This window comes from Pseudomonas sp. XP2, assembly GCF_053557975.1.
This window is the reverse complement of sequence record NZ_JBNRIK010000012.1, coordinates 5,631-21,471: the sequence shown is the minus strand read 5'-3', so window position 1 is coordinate 21,471 and position 15,841 is coordinate 5,631. Positions and strand designations below refer to the sequence as shown.

The 15,841-nt window shown below is 64.4% G+C and carries 13 protein-coding genes; 7 read left to right on the top strand and 6 right to left on the bottom strand.

Annotated elements, in window-relative coordinates; all coding sequences use genetic code 11:
• Positions 1 to 8: 8 nt before the first annotated feature.
• From phnE to phnD, 3 genes are read right to left on the bottom strand one after another with little or no spacing between them, the layout of a single operon-like run.
• Positions 9 to 827 carry a phosphonate ABC transporter, permease protein PhnE gene (gene phnE, locus ACK1VC_RS14705; RefSeq protein WP_016486103.1) on the bottom strand — a complete coding sequence of 273 codons (819 nt, stop codon included), beginning with the start codon at positions 825 to 827 and terminating at the stop codon, positions 9 to 11.
• Positions 824 to 1,624 carry a phosphonate ABC transporter ATP-binding protein gene (gene phnC / locus ACK1VC_RS14700; RefSeq protein WP_060516328.1) on the bottom strand — a complete coding sequence of 267 codons (801 nt, stop codon included), beginning with the start codon at positions 1,622 to 1,624 and terminating at the stop codon, positions 824 to 826. The genes phnE and phnC overlap by 4 nt, the downstream gene beginning before the upstream one ends.
• Positions 1,621 to 2,490: a phosphonate ABC transporter substrate-binding protein gene (gene phnD / locus ACK1VC_RS14695; protein ID WP_191087503.1), complete on the bottom strand. Its 870-nt coding sequence runs from the start codon at positions 2,488 to 2,490 to the stop codon at positions 1,621 to 1,623. Before phnD ends, phnC begins: the two co-directional genes overlap by 4 nt.
• Before the next feature lie 112 nt (positions 2,491 to 2,602).
• Here phnD and ACK1VC_RS14690 point away from each other — a divergent pair, with 112 nt between their 5' ends.
• Positions 2,603 to 3,469 carry a LysR substrate-binding domain-containing protein gene (locus ACK1VC_RS14690; protein ID WP_016486106.1) on the top strand — a complete coding sequence of 289 codons (867 nt, stop codon included), beginning with the start codon at positions 2,603 to 2,605 and terminating at the stop codon, positions 3,467 to 3,469.
• A 31-nt stretch (positions 3,470 to 3,500) separates the two neighbouring features.
• Here the strand turns inward: ACK1VC_RS14690 and ACK1VC_RS14685 are convergent, their stop codons facing one another.
• Together ACK1VC_RS14685 and ACK1VC_RS14680 are read right to left on the bottom strand one after the other, a co-directional pair.
• Entirely contained in the window at positions 3,501 to 5,081 is a 1,581-nt protein-coding gene (locus tag ACK1VC_RS14685; protein ID WP_016486107.1) for an aldehyde dehydrogenase (NADP(+)), read from the bottom strand.
• Between the two features lie 118 nt (positions 5,082 to 5,199).
• Positions 5,200 to 6,582, bottom strand: a complete 1,383-nt coding sequence (locus ACK1VC_RS14680; RefSeq protein ID WP_060516325.1) for an APC family permease — start codon at positions 6,580 to 6,582, stop codon at positions 5,200 to 5,202.
• Between the two features lie 282 nt (positions 6,583 to 6,864).
• On the opposite strand from ACK1VC_RS14680, the gene ACK1VC_RS14675 reads away from it, so the two are divergent.
• The 3 genes from ACK1VC_RS14675 (at position 6,865) to ACK1VC_RS14665 (ending at position 10,822) form a co-directional block, all read left to right on the top strand.
• A complete protein-coding gene (locus ACK1VC_RS14675; RefSeq protein WP_016486109.1) occupies positions 6,865 to 7,707 on the top strand; it encodes a helix-turn-helix transcriptional regulator in 843 nt (280 codons plus the stop codon).
• Between the two features lie 42 nt (positions 7,708 to 7,749).
• Positions 7,750 to 9,132 (top strand): aspartate aminotransferase family protein, encoded by a 1,383-nt coding sequence (locus tag ACK1VC_RS14670; protein WP_016486110.1) that lies wholly within the window; start codon positions 7,750 to 7,752, stop codon positions 9,130 to 9,132.
• A 196-nt stretch (positions 9,133 to 9,328) separates the two neighbouring features.
• Positions 9,329 to 10,822, top strand: coding sequence for an aldehyde dehydrogenase (locus ACK1VC_RS14665; RefSeq protein WP_191087504.1), 1,494 nt, complete (start codon positions 9,329 to 9,331; stop codon positions 10,820 to 10,822).
• Positions 10,823 to 11,035: 213 nt separating this feature from the next.
• On the opposite strand, the gene ACK1VC_RS14660 is transcribed toward ACK1VC_RS14665, so the two are convergent.
• Complete coding sequence (locus ACK1VC_RS14660; RefSeq protein WP_016486112.1) at positions 11,036 to 12,748, bottom strand: FAD-dependent oxidoreductase; 1,713 nt, start codon at positions 12,746 to 12,748, stop codon at positions 11,036 to 11,038.
• A 194-nt stretch (positions 12,749 to 12,942) separates the two neighbouring features.
• Between ACK1VC_RS14660 and ACK1VC_RS14655 the strand changes: the two genes are divergently transcribed.
• The 3 genes from ACK1VC_RS14655 (at position 12,943) to ACK1VC_RS14645 (ending at position 15,759) form a co-directional block, all read left to right on the top strand.
• Complete coding sequence (locus ACK1VC_RS14655) at positions 12,943 to 13,719, top strand: IclR family transcriptional regulator (RefSeq protein WP_016486113.1); 777 nt, start codon at positions 12,943 to 12,945, stop codon at positions 13,717 to 13,719.
• Positions 13,720 to 13,859: 140 nt separating this feature from the next.
• On the top strand, positions 13,860 to 14,912 hold the full coding sequence (locus ACK1VC_RS14650) for a Gfo/Idh/MocA family protein (protein ID WP_191087505.1): 1,053 nt from the start codon (positions 13,860 to 13,862) through the stop codon (positions 14,910 to 14,912).
• Positions 14,913 to 14,943: 31 nt separating this feature from the next.
• Complete coding sequence (locus ACK1VC_RS14645) at positions 14,944 to 15,759, top strand: sugar phosphate isomerase/epimerase family protein (protein ID WP_016486115.1); 816 nt, start codon at positions 14,944 to 14,946, stop codon at positions 15,757 to 15,759.
• Positions 15,760 to 15,841: the final 82 nt, after the last annotated feature.

Here is a 15,841-nt window from a genome sequence, read left to right as displayed (position 1 = left end):
GCGACGCGTCAGTGGCGGGCGTTGCCCTGAATGGCGTGCCGCAGGCGGTTGGAGAGCAGATCGGCGAGCACCACCATCAGGGTGATGACCAAGATGCAAGTGGCGGTTTCCTGGTACTTGAACAGCTTCAGGCTGCTGACCAGTTCGAAGCCCAGGCCACCGGCACCGACCATGCCCAGCACCGTAGCCGAACGCAGGTTCACCTCGAAGCGATACAGCACCACGGCGATCCAGGCGGTGATCACTTGCGGCAGCACGCCAAAGGCGATCACCTGCAGTGGCCGCGCACCGGTGGCCTGTAGCGCTTCAATGGGCCCTTGGTCGATTTCCTCGATGCTTTCGGCAAAGAACTTGCCGAGCATGCCCACACCATGCAGCGCCAGGGCCAGCACGCCAGGAAAGGGTCCCAGGCCTACCGCCGAGACAAACACCAGGGCCAGGATCAGCTCGTTGATGCTGCGAATCACGTTCAGCAGCTGCCGGGTGCCCTGGTACAGCCAGCGGTTGCCATGCAGGTTACGCGCGGCCAGAAAGCCCAGCGGCACGGCGAGCACGATCCCCAGCAGGGTGCCCCACAGCGCGATCTGCAGGGTTTCCAGGGCCGGGCGCCACAGACTGGGCATTATGCTCAGGTCTGGCGGCAGCGAGCGGCCAAGGAAATCCCCGATCTGTGGCAGCCCGTTGGCCAGCTCGCCCCAGCTTAGCTGTGCCCCTTCAGCGCTCCACTGCAGCACCAGGACGATCGCCACTAACAGCGCGCCAGTGCCCAGCCAGCCACGGGCGCGAGTGGGTGTGTTGACCAGCCATTGATGGCTCTGCGTGTTCATGCCGAGGCTCCTGTGCCCGTGGCCAGCATTGGCCGTGGTGCAGCCATTGCCTGCGCAGGCTCATTGGCTGATGGGGTGTGATAGATGTGCTGCAGTGCGGCTTCGTCCAACTGACCGGGTTGGCCGTCGAATACCAGGCGCCCGTTGGCCAGGCCGACGATGCGGTCGGCGAATGCCCGCGCCAGTTCCACCTGGTGCAGGTTGCACACCACGGTAATGCCGAGCGTGCGGCTGGTTTCGCGCAGGTACTGCATCACCACATGTGCGGTGTTCGGGTCGAGGCTGGCCACCGGTTCGTCGGCCAAAATCACCTGTGGTCGCTGGGCGAGCGCACGGGCGATACCCACCCGCTGCATCTGCCCGCCAGACAGCGCATCGGTGCGCGACCCGGCCTTGTGCTCAAGCTCGACCCGGCGCAGGCAATCAAGGGCCAGTGTCACGTCGTCACGGCGGAACAGCTGCAGCAGCGAGGCGAGGGTGCTGCAGTGGCCAAGACGGCCGGTCAGCACGTTCTTGAGCACCGACAGCCGCGGCACCACGTTGTGATGCTGGAAGATCATCGCGACCTGCCGGCGCAGCGCGCGTTGGTCGGCTGCACGCATGGCGTTTACCCCGGCCACTTGCAGCTCCCCGGTGTCGGCCTGGGCCAGCCGGTTCATGCAGCGCAGCAGGGTCGACTTGCCGGCGCCGGACTGGCCGAGGATCACCACGAATTCACCGGCCTGAACATCCAGATCGATGCCGCGCAGTACCGGGTTGTCGGCGTAGCCCTTGGTCAGCTGGCGGATGCGGATCATTTCAGGCTCCGCAGGTCGAGGTCGAGCACTTTGGCGGTGTCACGAACCACGTTGTAGGCCGCGTCAGTGGTCGGCTGGAAGCCATTGAGCATGCCTTGGTCGCCCCATGGCACGTCCTTGATCCCGGCAAAGGCGGTGCGCAGTTTGACCTGCAGTTCGGGGTCGAGGTTGTTGCGCCAGACCATCGGTGACTCGGGAATGTCCGGTGAGGTCCACACCACCTGGAAGTCCTGTTGCTGAACCTGCCCGTTGTTCACAGCCCCGGCCAGGATACGGTCGGCCACGGCCGCCGCATCAACTTTGCGGTTTGCCACGGCGAGAATGCTGGCATCGTGCGAGCCGGAGAAGATCACCCGTGAGAACAGGGTTTTCGGATCATGGCCAGCGTGCTCCAGGCCGGCCTTGGGGAACAGGTGGCCGGAGGCCGAGCTGGGGTCGACGAAGGCGAAGGTGTGGCCCTTGAGGTCGTCGAGCGTACGAATGCCGCTGTCCCGGCGGGCGATGATCAGGCTGTGGTAGGCGCTGCTGGCGGTCTTTTTGGTCACCGCCACGGCAAAGGCTTCGGCCCCCGCGACCTGGTTGGCCAGTACGTAGGAAAACGGGCCGAGATAGGCGACGTCCAGCTTGCCGGCGCGCAGGGCTTCGATCACCCCGTTGTAGTCAGTCGCGACGAATGGCTTGATCGGCATGCCCAGGCGCGCCTGCAACTGGTCGAGCACCTGCTGGCTGCTCTTGATCATGGCCTGGGAGTCTTCCGACGGGATCAGGCCGACGGTCAGCACCTGCTGCGCCTGCACGGCGGGGGCGAGCAGCAGTGGCAGCAGGGCGAGGCGGGCACAGCGCAACAGTTTCGGGAAGGGCGTCATGGCAGTACCGGAGTGGTTGTTGTCGGTAGCGCCAACGTTAGGGCTGTCATGTGACAGTCACAGCATCAATTCAATATGCGTTTGGCCAGCCAACCATTCAAAGGATCTATGGATGTCTACCGCTCGCCTGCGCACCTTTCTTGCCGTGGCCCGGCACGCCAGCTTCAGCGCTGGGGCCAGGGCCATCGGCCTCAGCCAGCCGACCGCGACCAACCAGATCCAGGGGCTGGAACGCGAATTTGATGTCGAGTTGTTCCACCGCCGCGGTCGGCGCATCGAGCTGACCGCAGTTGGCCGTGCCTTGCTGCCCATTGCCCAGCAGATGTCGATGCTCGAAGCCGAGGCGACCAGCCTGCTGCGCGACAGCGGCCAGCTCAACCGGGGTGAGCTGAAGATCGGTGCAGTGGGGCCGTTTCATGTGATCGAAATGGTCGACCGCTACCGGCAGGCGTACCCACAGATCGACGTGTCCATCCGCGTGGGCAACTCGGCGTCAGTGCTGGCCGACCTGCAGGGCTATGTGACCGATATCGGTGTGTTGGCGGGGCTGCACCATGACCCGGCGTTTGTCGCACAACGTTATGCCAGGCACCCGGTCATCCTGTTCGCCCGCGCCGATCACCCCTTCGCCCGCCACGATCAGGTGCCGCTGCAAGCGCTGCAGGGGCAGCCGTTGCTGCGCCGTGAGCAGGGTTCGACTACGCGGCTGGCGCTGGACAACGCGCTGGAAGCGGCGCAGGTAACACCGCGCATCGCCATGGAAATCGGCAGCCGCGAGGCGCTGCGCGAGGCGGTGATCCGTGGCATCGGCATTGGTGCGGTGTCCGAGGCGGAATACATTGCCGACCCGCGCTTGAAGGTGATCCGCATTGCACACGACCCGGTGTACACAGAGACTTACCTGTATTGCCTGGCGGATCGGCAGTGCAGCCAGGTCATTGCGTCGTTTCAGCGTTGCCTGCAAGCCTGGCACGGCTAGGTTGCACCGTGCCTGCTCAGCATCCGCCGTGTCACACCGCGTCGCGGCTGTTCACGCCATCGAGCAAGCGCGCAATCCCCAGCGGGTTACCGTTTTTCAACGCATCCGGCAGCAGTGCATCGGGGTAGTTCTGGAAGCACACCGGGCGCAGGAAGCGGTCGATGGCCAAGGTACCGACCGAGGTGCCGCGTGCGTCGGAGGTGGCCGGGTAAGGCCCGCCATGCACCATCGCATCCGACACCTCCACCCCGGTCGGGTAGCCGTTGAGCAGCAGGCGCCCGGCCTTGCGCTCCAGCAGCGGCACCAGCGAGGCATAGGCCGCCAGGTCGTCAGGCTCGGCAATCAGGGTGGCGGTCAGCTGGCCCTGCAGGTGGTTCAGCGCTTCGGCCAGTTGCTTGGCATCGGCGACCTCCACCACTACGGTGGTGGGGCCGAACACTTCTTCCTGCAGCAGCGGGTCGCCGTTCAGCAGCAGGCTTACGTCTGCCTTGAACAGCTGCGGCTGGGCCTGGTTGCCGGTGTGTGGCTGCCCGGCCAGGTGCTGGATACCCGGGTGCGCCAGCAGATGCTGTACACCGCTCTGGTAGCTGCGCAGGGTGCCGGCGTTGAGCATGGTCTGCGGGCCTTGGTCGGCCATGCGTGCAGCCAGCGTTTGCACGAAATGCTCGAACTGCGGCGACCGGATGCCCACCACCAGGCCTGGGTTGGTGCAGAACTGCCCGCAGCCCATCACCACCGAGGCGGCCAGTTCGCCGGCTATTTGCTCGCCTCGGGCTTGCAGCGCCTGGGGCAGTACGATCACCGGGTTGATGCTGCTCATTTCGGCAAACACCGGAATTGGCTGCGGGCGTGCTGCCGCCATGTCGCACAGGGCGCGGCCACCGCGCAGCGAGCCGGTAAAACCGACCGCCTGAATGGCCGGGTGCTTGACCAGCGCCTCGCCCACACCGGCACCGTAGATCAGGTTGAACACGCCTGCCGGCACGCCGCTGCTGGCTACTGCGCGGTCAATGGCGGCAGCCACATGGGCGGCAGTGAGCATGTGCCCGCTGTGTGCCTTGAATACCACCGGGCAGCCAGCGGCCAGCGCCGAGGCGGTGTCACCGCCAGCGGTGGAGAACGCCAGCGGGAAGTTGCTAGCGCCGAACACGGCCACCGGGCCCACGCCGATTCGGTACTGGCGCAAGTCCGGGCGCGGCAGCGGGGTACGCTGGGGCAGGGCACGGTCGATGCGTGCGGCGTAGAAATCGCCACGGCGAACCACCTCGGCAAACAGCCGCAGCTGGTTGCTGGTGCGGCTGCGTTCGCCACGGATGCGGGCTTCGGGCAGCGCGGTTTCGCGCATCACATGCTGGATGAAATCGTCACCCAGTGCGTCCAGCTCGTTGGCAATGGCGTCGAGGAAGGCGGAACGCTGGGCCGGGCTGGTGCTGCGGTAAGCCGGGTAGGCGGCCTCGGCGGCCTGCACGGCGGCCTCTACTTCGTCGCCGGTCGCCTGGTGGAAGGCGTATGGCAGCGGCTCACCGGTGCGGGCGTCGACGCTGTTCAGCAGTACGTCACCGTTGCCGCTGAGTTGGCCGGCGATATGGTTCAGGCGATGTTCGATGGACATTTCGTTTCCCGTTGGCAATGACAGTCGTTGCGCTGAGACTGTAGGGCGCGAACGGGGGGCTGAATAATGATTAATGCGGATCGGGTGATAACGACCAGTTATCACCCCGAGTTTTGCGTCACTCCGCCATCTGCAACTCCGGCAGCTTCACCCGGAACGCGCGAGTCAGCCCCATCAGCACCACCAGGCCCATGCCCATCCAGCACAGGCCGATAGTGAACGACAGGCTGGTCAGGCTGCTCCACAGCCACAGCGTGCTGAGAAAGCCCAGACCAGGAATGGCACCATATAGCAGGTAGTTGCGGCCACCGCGCAGTTTCTGGTCGACCAGATAGTGCTTGACCACCGCCAGGTTCACCGCCGAGAAGGCGAACAGCGCGCCAAAGCTGATCATGTTGGCCACGGTGTCGAGGGTGATCACCAAGGCGATCAGCGACAGCAGGCTGACCACCAGGATGGCGGTGGCCGGCACGCGCTTTTTCGTCATCAGTTGGCCGAACGCCCGCGGCAATGCGCCGTCGCGGCCCATGGCGAACAGCACGCGTGACACGCTGGCCTGGGACACCATGGCCGAGGCGAAGCAGCCGGCCACGTAGGTGGCAGTGAAAGCGGTTACCAGCAGTTCGCCGCCGACACGGCGCATCACATCCACAGAGGCCGAATCCGGGTCAACGAAGCTGCCCCAGTCTGGGAACACCATCTGCGCGCAGTACGACACCACCAGGAACAGCAAGCCACCGATCAGCGAAACGGCCAGGATCGCCACCGGTATGCGGTAGGTCGGGTTGGTCGTTTCTTCGGCCATGGTCGAGACGGCGTCGAACCCCAGGAAAGACAGGCACAGCACCGCGGCGCCGGTCATGATCAGCGGCGCGCTGAAGCCTTCGTGGTGGAAGGGCGCCAGCAGCGATACCGGCTCCGCCTGTCCGCTGAGCTTCAGAATGGACAGGGCGACAAACACAATGATGAACACCAGTTGCATGACCACCAGGATCCAGTTCACCCGGGTGATGGACTCGATGCCGATCAGGTTGAGGAAAGTGACCAGGGCGATGGAGCCTGCCACCCACACCCAGGCGTGAATGGCCGGAAAGTACTCCGACATGTAGATGCCGATCAGCAGGTAGCTGAGCAGCGGCAGGAATATATAGTCGAGCAGCAGTGTCCAGCCGGTAATGAAGCCGATATGGCTGCCGAAGGCCTTGCGCGTGTAGGTGTAGACCGAGCCGGAGTAGGGGTGGGCCTGGACCATGCGGCCATAGCTGTAGGCGGTCAGCAGCATGGCGGCAAGGGTGAGCAGGTAGGCGGTGGGCAGGTGCCCTTTGGTCATCTGGGTGACCAGCCCGTACGTGGTGAATACGGCCAGGGGCACCATGTAGGCCAGGCCGAACAGTACCAGGGCAGTCAGCCCCATGGACTTGCGGAAACGGCCGGTATTGGCGCCGGGGTGCGCGGCGGTGTCATGGGCGGGGCTATGGGCTGTACTTGTTGTTGTATGCATTGCTAACTCCTGGAAAAGGATGCAGGACACCGCAGTACGCGAGCAGGCTCGTTACCGGTGGGTGAAGTGCAAGGAGGTCGAGCGGAAGGCTCGCAGCGCTGGGGCGGGTTGATGCTCCCACACCCTGCAGGTACCCGGAATCACCCTTTGGGGTGAGCGGGAACAGCCCTTGCCCGGCTCACCCCAAAGGGTGATTTCGGCGGCGGCGGTGGCGTGGGAGTATCTGGTCAACAACGCACCGCACTGGCGGCGGTGTCACTGAATAGGAACGGCAGGCCCACAGTGACTAATCAATTGCTTTCAGAACAGTGGTTCGAGCACCTGGCCAAGGTCACCGAGGCAATCGGCCGGCCGGGCTTTGCCGCCAACCTGTTTGCCGCACTTGGCGTGATCCGGCCGATCCAGGCGACCACGGTGTACCTGTACCCGCACGACGGCATGCCTTGTGCGCTGTTCGAGCAGGACGACAAGGCACCCTGGCAGCCCGAGGGCAATGTCAGCCGCTACTTGTCTGGCTTTTACTTGCTCGACCCGTTCTACGGTGCCTGTGTGGAACAGGTAGCGTCGGGGTGCTATGGGTTGTTCGAAGTGGCACCCGACCATTTCGAGGTCAGCGAGTACTACCAGTCGTTCTACCGCCACTCGCACCTGGAGGATGAGCTCAACTACATCTTGCAGGTCGCGCCGGGGCAGAGCCTGGCGGTGTCGCTGGCGTTTACCGACAAGCTGGATGCGCACACCCGCGAGCTGTTCGGGCGTATCACGCCCTGGGTGCTGGCGGTGCTGAGCAAGCACTTCGCCGGCCTGGACAGCCGTACCGGGCGCTTCGAGAACATCCTCGAACAACGCATCCACGCCGCGCTGAACAACTTCGGCAGCTCGCTGCTGACCGAGCGTGAGTGCCGTATCGCCCAGCTGATCCTGCGTGGCCACTCGACCAGGTCGCTGGCCGAGCGCCTGGGGGTGTCGGAAGACACCATCAAGTCGCACCGCAAGAACGTCTACGCCAAGCTCGACATCGGCACCCAGTCCGAGCTGTTCTCCCTGTTCATCGACGCGCTGGCCAATGCCCAGGGCGTGCTGGGCAAGGACCCGCTGGAAAGCTACATGGGCAAGCTGCGCTGAGCGCCAGCCACCCTGCAACCCCACCGCAAAGGAAAACCAACAATGAATGCGCCTTTCGCCCCGCAACGCCAGACCCGCGACTACCAGGCAGCCGATGCCGCGCACCATATCCATGCCTTCCTCGACCAGAAAGCGCTGAATGCCGAAGGGCCGCGGGTGATCGTCGGTGGCGAACGCCTACACCTGTGGGACAGCGAGGGCAAGCGCTACCTGGATGGCATGTCTGGCCTGTGGTGCACCCAGCTCGGCTATGGCCGTCGCGACCTGACTGTCGCCGCGGCCACGCAGATGGACCAGCTGGCCTACTACAACATGTTCTTCCACACCACCCACCCGGCGGTGATCGAACTGTCCGAGCTGCTGTTCAGCCTGCTGCCCGGGCACTACAGCCACGCCATTTACACCAACTCCGGCTCCGAGGCCAACGAAGTGCTGATCCGCACGGTGCGCCGCTATTGGCAGGTGGTCGGCCAGCCGAACAAGAAGGTCATGATCGGCCGCTGGAACGGTTACCACGGCTCGACCCTGGCGGCTACGGCGCTGGGCGGCATGAAGTTCATGCACGAAATGGGCGGGCTGATCCCGGATGTTGCGCACATCGATGAGCCGTACTGGTACGCAGAGGGTGGCGAGCTGACCCCTTCCGAGTTCGGCCGCCGCTGTGCCTTGCAGCTGGAAGAAAAGATCCTGGAACTGGGGGCCGAGAATGTCGCCGGCTTTATCGCCGAGCCGTTCCAGGGCGCAGGCGGCATGATTTTCCCGCCGGAAAGCTACTGGCCGGAAATCCAGCGCATCTGCCGCCAGTACGATGTGCTGTTGTGCGCCGATGAGGTGATTGGCGGCTTTGGCCGCACCGGGGAGTGGTTCGCACACGAATACTTCGGCTTCGAGCCCGACACCCTGTCGATTGCCAAGGGCCTGACCAGCGGCTATGTGCCGATGGGTGGCCTGGTACTGAGCAAGCGCATTGCCGAGGCACTGGTGGAACGCGGCGGGGTGTTTGCCCACGGCCTGACCTATTCCGGCCACCCGGTGGCGGCGGCGGTGGCGATTGCCAACCTGAAGGCGCTGCGCGACGAAGGCATCGTGGCCCAGGTGAAGGATGACACCGGGCCGTACCTGCAGCGCATCCTGCGCGAAGTGTTCGCCGACCATCCATTGATTGGCCAGGTACAGGGCGCCGGCTTGGTGGCGGCGTTGCAATTCGCCGAGCACAAACCGACGCGCAAACGCTTTGCCAACGAGAATGACCTGGCCTGGCAATGTCGCACCTTTGGTTTCGAGGAGGGGGTGATCATTCGCTCAACCTTGGGCCGGATGATCATGGCGCCGGCCCTGATCGCCAACCACAGCGAGCTGGATGAGCTGGTGGAGAAAACCCGCATTGCCGTGGACCGCACCGCTCGGTTGGTTGGCAAGCTCTAAGCCGTTGCCAAGGGCAACCGGTTTCCCCTGTGGGAGCGGGCATGCCCGCGAACACCGGCCAAGCCGGTGCCATCCTCCGTGTCGCCTGATTCGCGGGCACGCCCGCTCCCACAAGGGGGAGCACGGCGCGCTTGCGGACTGTGCGGTACCTGTTACTTCCGCAAAATGATCGCCACTGCGGTCGCCTGGAGTACAAATGTACACCCTCGAATGCTGGCAACAACGTGCCTCTGACCTCTACCTGCCATCCAAAGCGCTGATCAATGGCAAACCCGTCGACGCACAGGATCGCAACACCTTCGCCGCCATCAACCCCGCCACCAACACCGTACTGGCCCAGGTCGCCGCCTGCGGCCAGGCCGAGGTCGATCTTGCAGTGGCCAGCGCCCGGCGCGCGTTCGAACATGGCCCCTGGCCGCGCATGGCCCCCGGCGAGCGCAAGAAGGTGCTGCTGCGCCTGGCCGAGCTGATCATGGCCCATCGCGAAGAACTGGCGTTGCTGGACTCGCTGAACATGGGCAAGCCGGTGATGGACGCCTACAACATCGACGTGCCGGGCTCGGCCCATGTGTTTGCCTGGTACGGCGAGGCACTGGACAAGCTCTACGATCAGGTGGCACCCACTGCGCCCAATGCACTCGCCACCATCACCCGGGAAGCACTCGGCGTGGTTGCCGCCGTGGTGCCATGGAACTTCCCGCTCGACATGGCCGCCTGGAAGCTTGCTCCGGCGCTGGCAGCTGGCAACAGCGTGGTGCTCAAACCTGCCGAACAATCACCATTCTCGGCGCTGCGCCTGGCCCAGCTGGCGCTGGAAGCCGGCGTGCCGGAAGGGGTGCTGAACGTGGTGCCGGGCCTGGGCGAGCAGGCCGGGCAGGCGCTGGGCCTGCACCCGGATGTGGACTGCCTGGTGTTCACCGGTTCCACCCAGGTGGGCAAGTACTTCATGCAGTACTCGGCGCAGTCCAACCTCAAGCAGGTGTGGCTGGAGTGCGGCGGCAAGAGCCCCAACCTGGTGTTCGAAAACTGCCAGGACCTGGACCTGGCGGCGGAAAAGGCCGCATTCGGTATTTTCTTCAACCAGGGCGAGGTGTGTTCGGCCAACTCACGGCTGTACGTGCAGCGCTCCATCCATGACGAATTTGTCGAGCGCCTGCAAGCCAAAGCCCGCCAGTGGTTGCCCGGCAACCCGCTGGACCCGGCGAGCCGTGCTGGTGCCATTGTCGATGCCGAACAAACCGGCCGCATCGAAGCCGCCATTGCGCGCGCCGGGCAAGAGGGCGCACGGTTGGTGTGTGGCGGTCGGCGCCTGAGCATCGAAGGCTCTGACAACTACATCGAGCCGACCATTTTTGCTGGTGTGGATGCCCGCATCAGCCTGGCGCAGGAGGAAGTGTTCGGGCCAGTGCTGGCAGTCAGCGCCTTCGACACGGAAGAAGAAGCGGTGCGCCTGGCCAACGACAGCATCTATGGGCTGGCGGCATCGGTGTGGAGCGATGACTTCAACCAGGTGCACCGGGTAGCGAGGGCGTTGAAAGCCGGCACCGTGTCGGTGAACACGGTCGATGCGCTGGATGTGACGGTGCCCTTCGGCGGTGGCAAGCAGTCGGGGTTCGGGCCCGACCTGTCGCTGCATTCGTTCGACAAGTATTCGCAGCTAAAGACTACCTGGTACCAGTTGCGCGGCTGAGGTTCGCAGAGCACCCGGCATTGCCGAACGGGTGATGGCGATTGCCGACAACTTCGAGCGCAGGAATGCCTGCCACCTGATGCAAGCATCGGGCGACAAAAAATCAGATCAGGCTGACAGTTATGTCCGCCGCAGCAGTTTCAGCGCCTGTAAGATCGAGCGCCGCCCGCGCGGCGCTCGATCTTGCAAACGCTGCAAACCTTTCGGCGTACCTCACTCGTACCCTTGCACCCCGGCAATGTGCCGCCCGGCCACATAACCAAAGGTAAGCGCCGGGCCCAGGTTGATGCCACCCGACGGGTACCAGCCACCAAACACGCTGGCCATGTCTGTACCCGCCGCATACAGCCCCGGGATCGGCTGCCCGGCCTCATCCAGCACGCGGGCACTGCCATCGGTGCGCAGCCCGGCAAAGGTGCCAAAGCAGCCAGGCTTCACCTTCACCGCATAGAACGGACCATGCTCGATGGGCGCTACACAAGGGTTGGGCCCTTTGTACAGCGGGTCGCCCTGTTTGCGGTTGAACGGTGTAGAGCCACGGCCAAATGCCGGGTCCTGGCCTTTGCGGGCATGGGTGTTGAAGTCATCCACCGTGGCGCGTAACCCGGACGGGTCGATCCCACAGGCCTGGGCAAGTTGTTCCAGCGTGGCGCCACGTTTGAGGTAGCCATTGCGCACATGCGGCCATACCGGCAGCGGTGCCGGGCGGGCATGGCCCAGGCCATAGCGGCGCAAGAAGCGATGGTCGCAGACCAGCCATGAGCACACTTCCTCATCCGGCGGCACCGCCGCGACCATGGCAGACACATAGTCGTAATAGCCATGCGCTTCATTGACAAAACGCTTGCCGTTGGCCAACACGCCTATGATGCCGGGCTTGCCGCGCTCGATGATGTGCGGGAAGTGGCCGACGCTGCCATCGCGGTGCGGCACTTGCGAAACCGGTGCCCAGGCCACAGGCGATTTGAGGTCGGTGGCGACCACGCCACCGGCCGACTCACCCAGGCGCAGCCCGTCACCGGAACAACCCTGTGGCGGCAGGGCGAGGTTGTCGTAGCCGCTGGCATCACGCGGGAAAAGCTGCCGGCGCCGGACGTTGTCGTTGGGGAAGCCACCTGCCGCGAGTACCACGGCCCTGGCCCGGATCTGCCGATCACCTTTCGGTGTGCTCACCAGCACCCCTCGCACCTGGCCATCTTCGACCAGCAGGCGTTTGGCCGGCGCCGATTCCTGCAGGTGCACGCCCAGGTCTTGTGCCGACTTGGCCAGGCGCGCCACCAGCGCCACACCATTGACCAGGTGCATCGCCCGGCCATACCGGGCCAGGTGATACAGGTGCCGGCCAAAACGTTTGCACACGTGCAGCAAGGCCTTGGGCGACCGGGTCATGTTGAGGAAGGCGGCAAGGTCGGCGCCGGCCATGATCGGCATGCCCATGAACGAGGTTTCGCGAAGGGTCTTGCGCAGGCGTGGCAGCAAGGCGCCAACCTGGCGGGCATCGTACGGCGCAGCGATCACCTGGTGCCCGCCCTGGGCGGCACCTGGCGTGTCGCCATGCATGTCCGGAATACCGTTGCCGTCGGCAAACTGCAGGGCTGTGTGCTTCTCGAAGAACGCCACCATATGCGGGCAGGCCTCGAGGAAGGCATCCACGCGCTCGGCGTTGTAATACGCCCCCAGCTCATTGCGCAGGTAGGTGCGTGGCTGCTCGATGTCTTCCACAATGCCCGCCCGCTGTGCCAAGGGGTTGCGTGGCACCCATGCCCAGCCGCCAGACCAGGCGGTGGCACCGCCAAACACGGGCTCCTTCTCTAGCACAATCACCTTCTGCCCATGCCACGCAGCCGTCACGGCCGCAGCCAGCCCGGCGGCGCCGGAGCCTATGACCAGTACATCGTATTCGGTATCAAGAGCAGCAGAAGGCATTGCGGCGTTCCTGTTTTGTTATTAGAACAAGGTTCCATATTTTTGTCCGCAGCGCCTGTGCCTGCAAGGGCATAGCCGCTTGGTAAGGCAACTACTGGGCGATAACCGGACATTTCACCGCGTCCTGGCTGCGCCCTCTACCGCTGATGTGGAATCATCTTCTAGAATCCGCAAAAAATTCAGGGACCTGTGTCATGGCTGGTAGTCAGATCGAACGCGCCTTCAGTCTTGTAGAAAGCCTTACCGGTGAACCTCAGGGGCTGCCATTGCAAACCCTGGCCGAGCGCCTGGACATTCCCAAGAGCGCAGCCCACCGCATGCTCACCGAGCTGGTGCGGCTGGGCTATGTGCGGCAGAACCGCGACAACAGCCGCTACCAGTTAACGGCAAAGCTGGTGGCGCTTGGGTTTCGTTACCTGTCCAGCAACGGCGCCGACATCATCCAGCCGATTCTCGACCGCCTGGCCCAAGACAGCGGTGAGCTGGTGCGCCTTGGGGTGATCGACGGTGCCCGGCAGACCTGGATCGCCAAGTCCCAAGGCGCCCGCTCCGGGCTGCGCTACGACCCGGACATGGGCCGCGATGCGCCGCTGTTCTACACCGCCTCCGGGCACGCCTGGCTGGCCAGCCTGGACGATGAGCAGGCGCTGCAGATGGTGTTGCGCCAGGGCATTGCCGACCCTTCACAGTTCGGCCCGAACGCGCCACGCTCCACCGACGCGCTGCTCGCCTACCTGCACCGTGCCCGGGAGCTGGGATATGCCTGGGTGGAGGAAACCTCGGCCGTCGGGACCTCGGCCTTGGCGGCGGTGGTGCGTCGCCCGCAAACTGACGAGGTGATCGGCGTATTAAGCATTGCCGGCCCCAGCGCACGGATGGCGCAAAGCCGCCTGGCAGAACTGGCGCCTCTGTTGCTGGCGGCGGCGCAAGAGCTGTCCGCTGCTAGCCGGGCAAGCGAATTATTCGCCTGAAGGCACATTACTGGTCGATTACCGCACAGTCTGTTCTGCCGGTTCTTTTGAAAAACTGAACATGGTTCTAAATTGTCGAGTACTGATTCTGGAATCTGGTTTCAGAATCAGCACAACAACAATCACAAGAGGACAGGCTGTTGAACGCACCCCTTCGTATTGCCCTGATCGGCGCCGGCATCATGGGCCGCCAGCACTACCAGCACTTGCGTAATGTGCCGCAAGCCCAACTGTGTGCGATAGCCGACCCCGGTCCGCAGGCTGAAGTTTTTGCCGCCGAATGGGGTGTGCCCTGTTTTGCCGACCACCGACAGATGCTGGAGCGTGTGCGCCCCGAGGCAGTGATCGTTGCCAACCCGAACAACCTGCATGTGGCGACCGCGCTGGATTGCATCGAGGCTGGCGTGCCAGTGCTGGTCGAGAAACCGGTGGGTGTGCACCTGGATGAAGTCCGTGCGTTGGTAGAGGCATCGCGCAGCCGGGGTGTACCGGTGCTGGTTGGCCATCACCGGCGGCACAATCCACTGATCACCAAGGCGCACCAGGTGATTGCCGACGGCAAGCTGGGCCGGCTGATCAACGTCACCGCACTGTGGCAGCTGCAAAAACCTGACAGCTACTTCGACACCCCATGGCGTCGCGAGCCGGGGGCTGGCTTCTTGCTGACCAACCTGATCCATGACCTCGACCTGCTGCGCCATCTGTGCGGCGAGGTGGTGCAGGTGCAGGGATTCACCCGTAACGACGTACGCGGTTTTGCCAACGAAGACAGCGCGGCGGTGCTTTTGCAGTTCGCCAACGGTGCGCTGGGCAGCCTCACCGGCTCCGATGCGGTAGCCGCGCCCTGGAGCTGGGAGCTGGACTCTGGCGAAAGCCCGATGTACCCGCGCCAGGATGGCCAGCCATGCTACCTGCTGGCCGGCACCCAAGGGGCGCTCAGCATCCCCCAGCTCAAGCGCTGGCACTACGCCGAGGCGGGGGCGGGCTGGCACACGCCGCTGCTGCAGAGCGAAGAAACCATTCCTGACGGCGAGGCGTTGACCCTTCAGTTACAGCATTTCGTGCGGGTAGCCCGGGGTGAGCAGGCGCCGCTGATCGACGCTGCCGACGCTGGCCGCACCCTGGCGCTGGTCGAAGCCATTCGCCAGGCCTCACAAAGCGGCCGAGCCTGTGCGCCCGAGCAGATTGCCTAAGCCGACCTTGACTTATTTTTGGTGACGAACAATGACTGATCGAATTTTCTCCCTCGCCGCCCTGACGGTCCTCGAACTGTCCCCGCCGGACATGGTCGAGGCAGCTGCCCGCGCCGGTTACAGCCACGTTGGCCTGCGCCTGGTGCCGGCCACCGAACAGGAGCAGCATTTCCCGCTGGTGGCCGACGCCGACCTGCGCCGGCACACCCAGGCGCGCCTGCGCGACACCGGTATCAAGGTGCTCGACCTGGAGATACTGCGCCTGAAGCCCGAAACCTGCGTGGCCGATTTCGAGCCTATTCTGGCGGTAGGCGCCGAGCTGGGTGGCACAGAGCTGCTGGTGGCTGGCAACGACCCGGATGAAGCCCGTCTGACCGAGCGCTTTGCCGCGTTGTGTGACCTGGCAGCGGGGTATGGCATTTACCCGCATCTGGAGTTCATGCCCTGGACTGATGTGCGCGACCTGAGCCAGGCCATGCGGGTGGTGGCCAACGCCGACCGCAGCAATGGCTGCGTACTGGTGGATGCCTTCCACTTCAATCGCTCCCGGTCTTCGCTGGACGACCTGGCACAACTGGCGCCGCAGCGCATGCGCTACGCCCAGCTGTGCGACGTCGCCGGCCCGGTACCGGCCGACATGGACGAAATCCTGCGCCAGGCGCGTAACGAGCGGCGCTTCCCTGGTGACGGCGATGCCGACCTGGTCAGCTTGCTGCGCGGCTTGCCGCCAACCGTGCCGCTAAGCCTGGAAATCCCCACTCGGCAGTTGCTTGAGCAGGGCATCAGCGGCGAACAGCGCGCGCGTATGGCGCTGGAGAAAGCCATGGCGGTATTGGCCACAGCCTGATTCGACCGGCAATGTGGCTTTGCGGGAGCAACCGTCTTGCTCACACGATGAAGTTTGCACGATCACAGTGGGACCGGGCTTA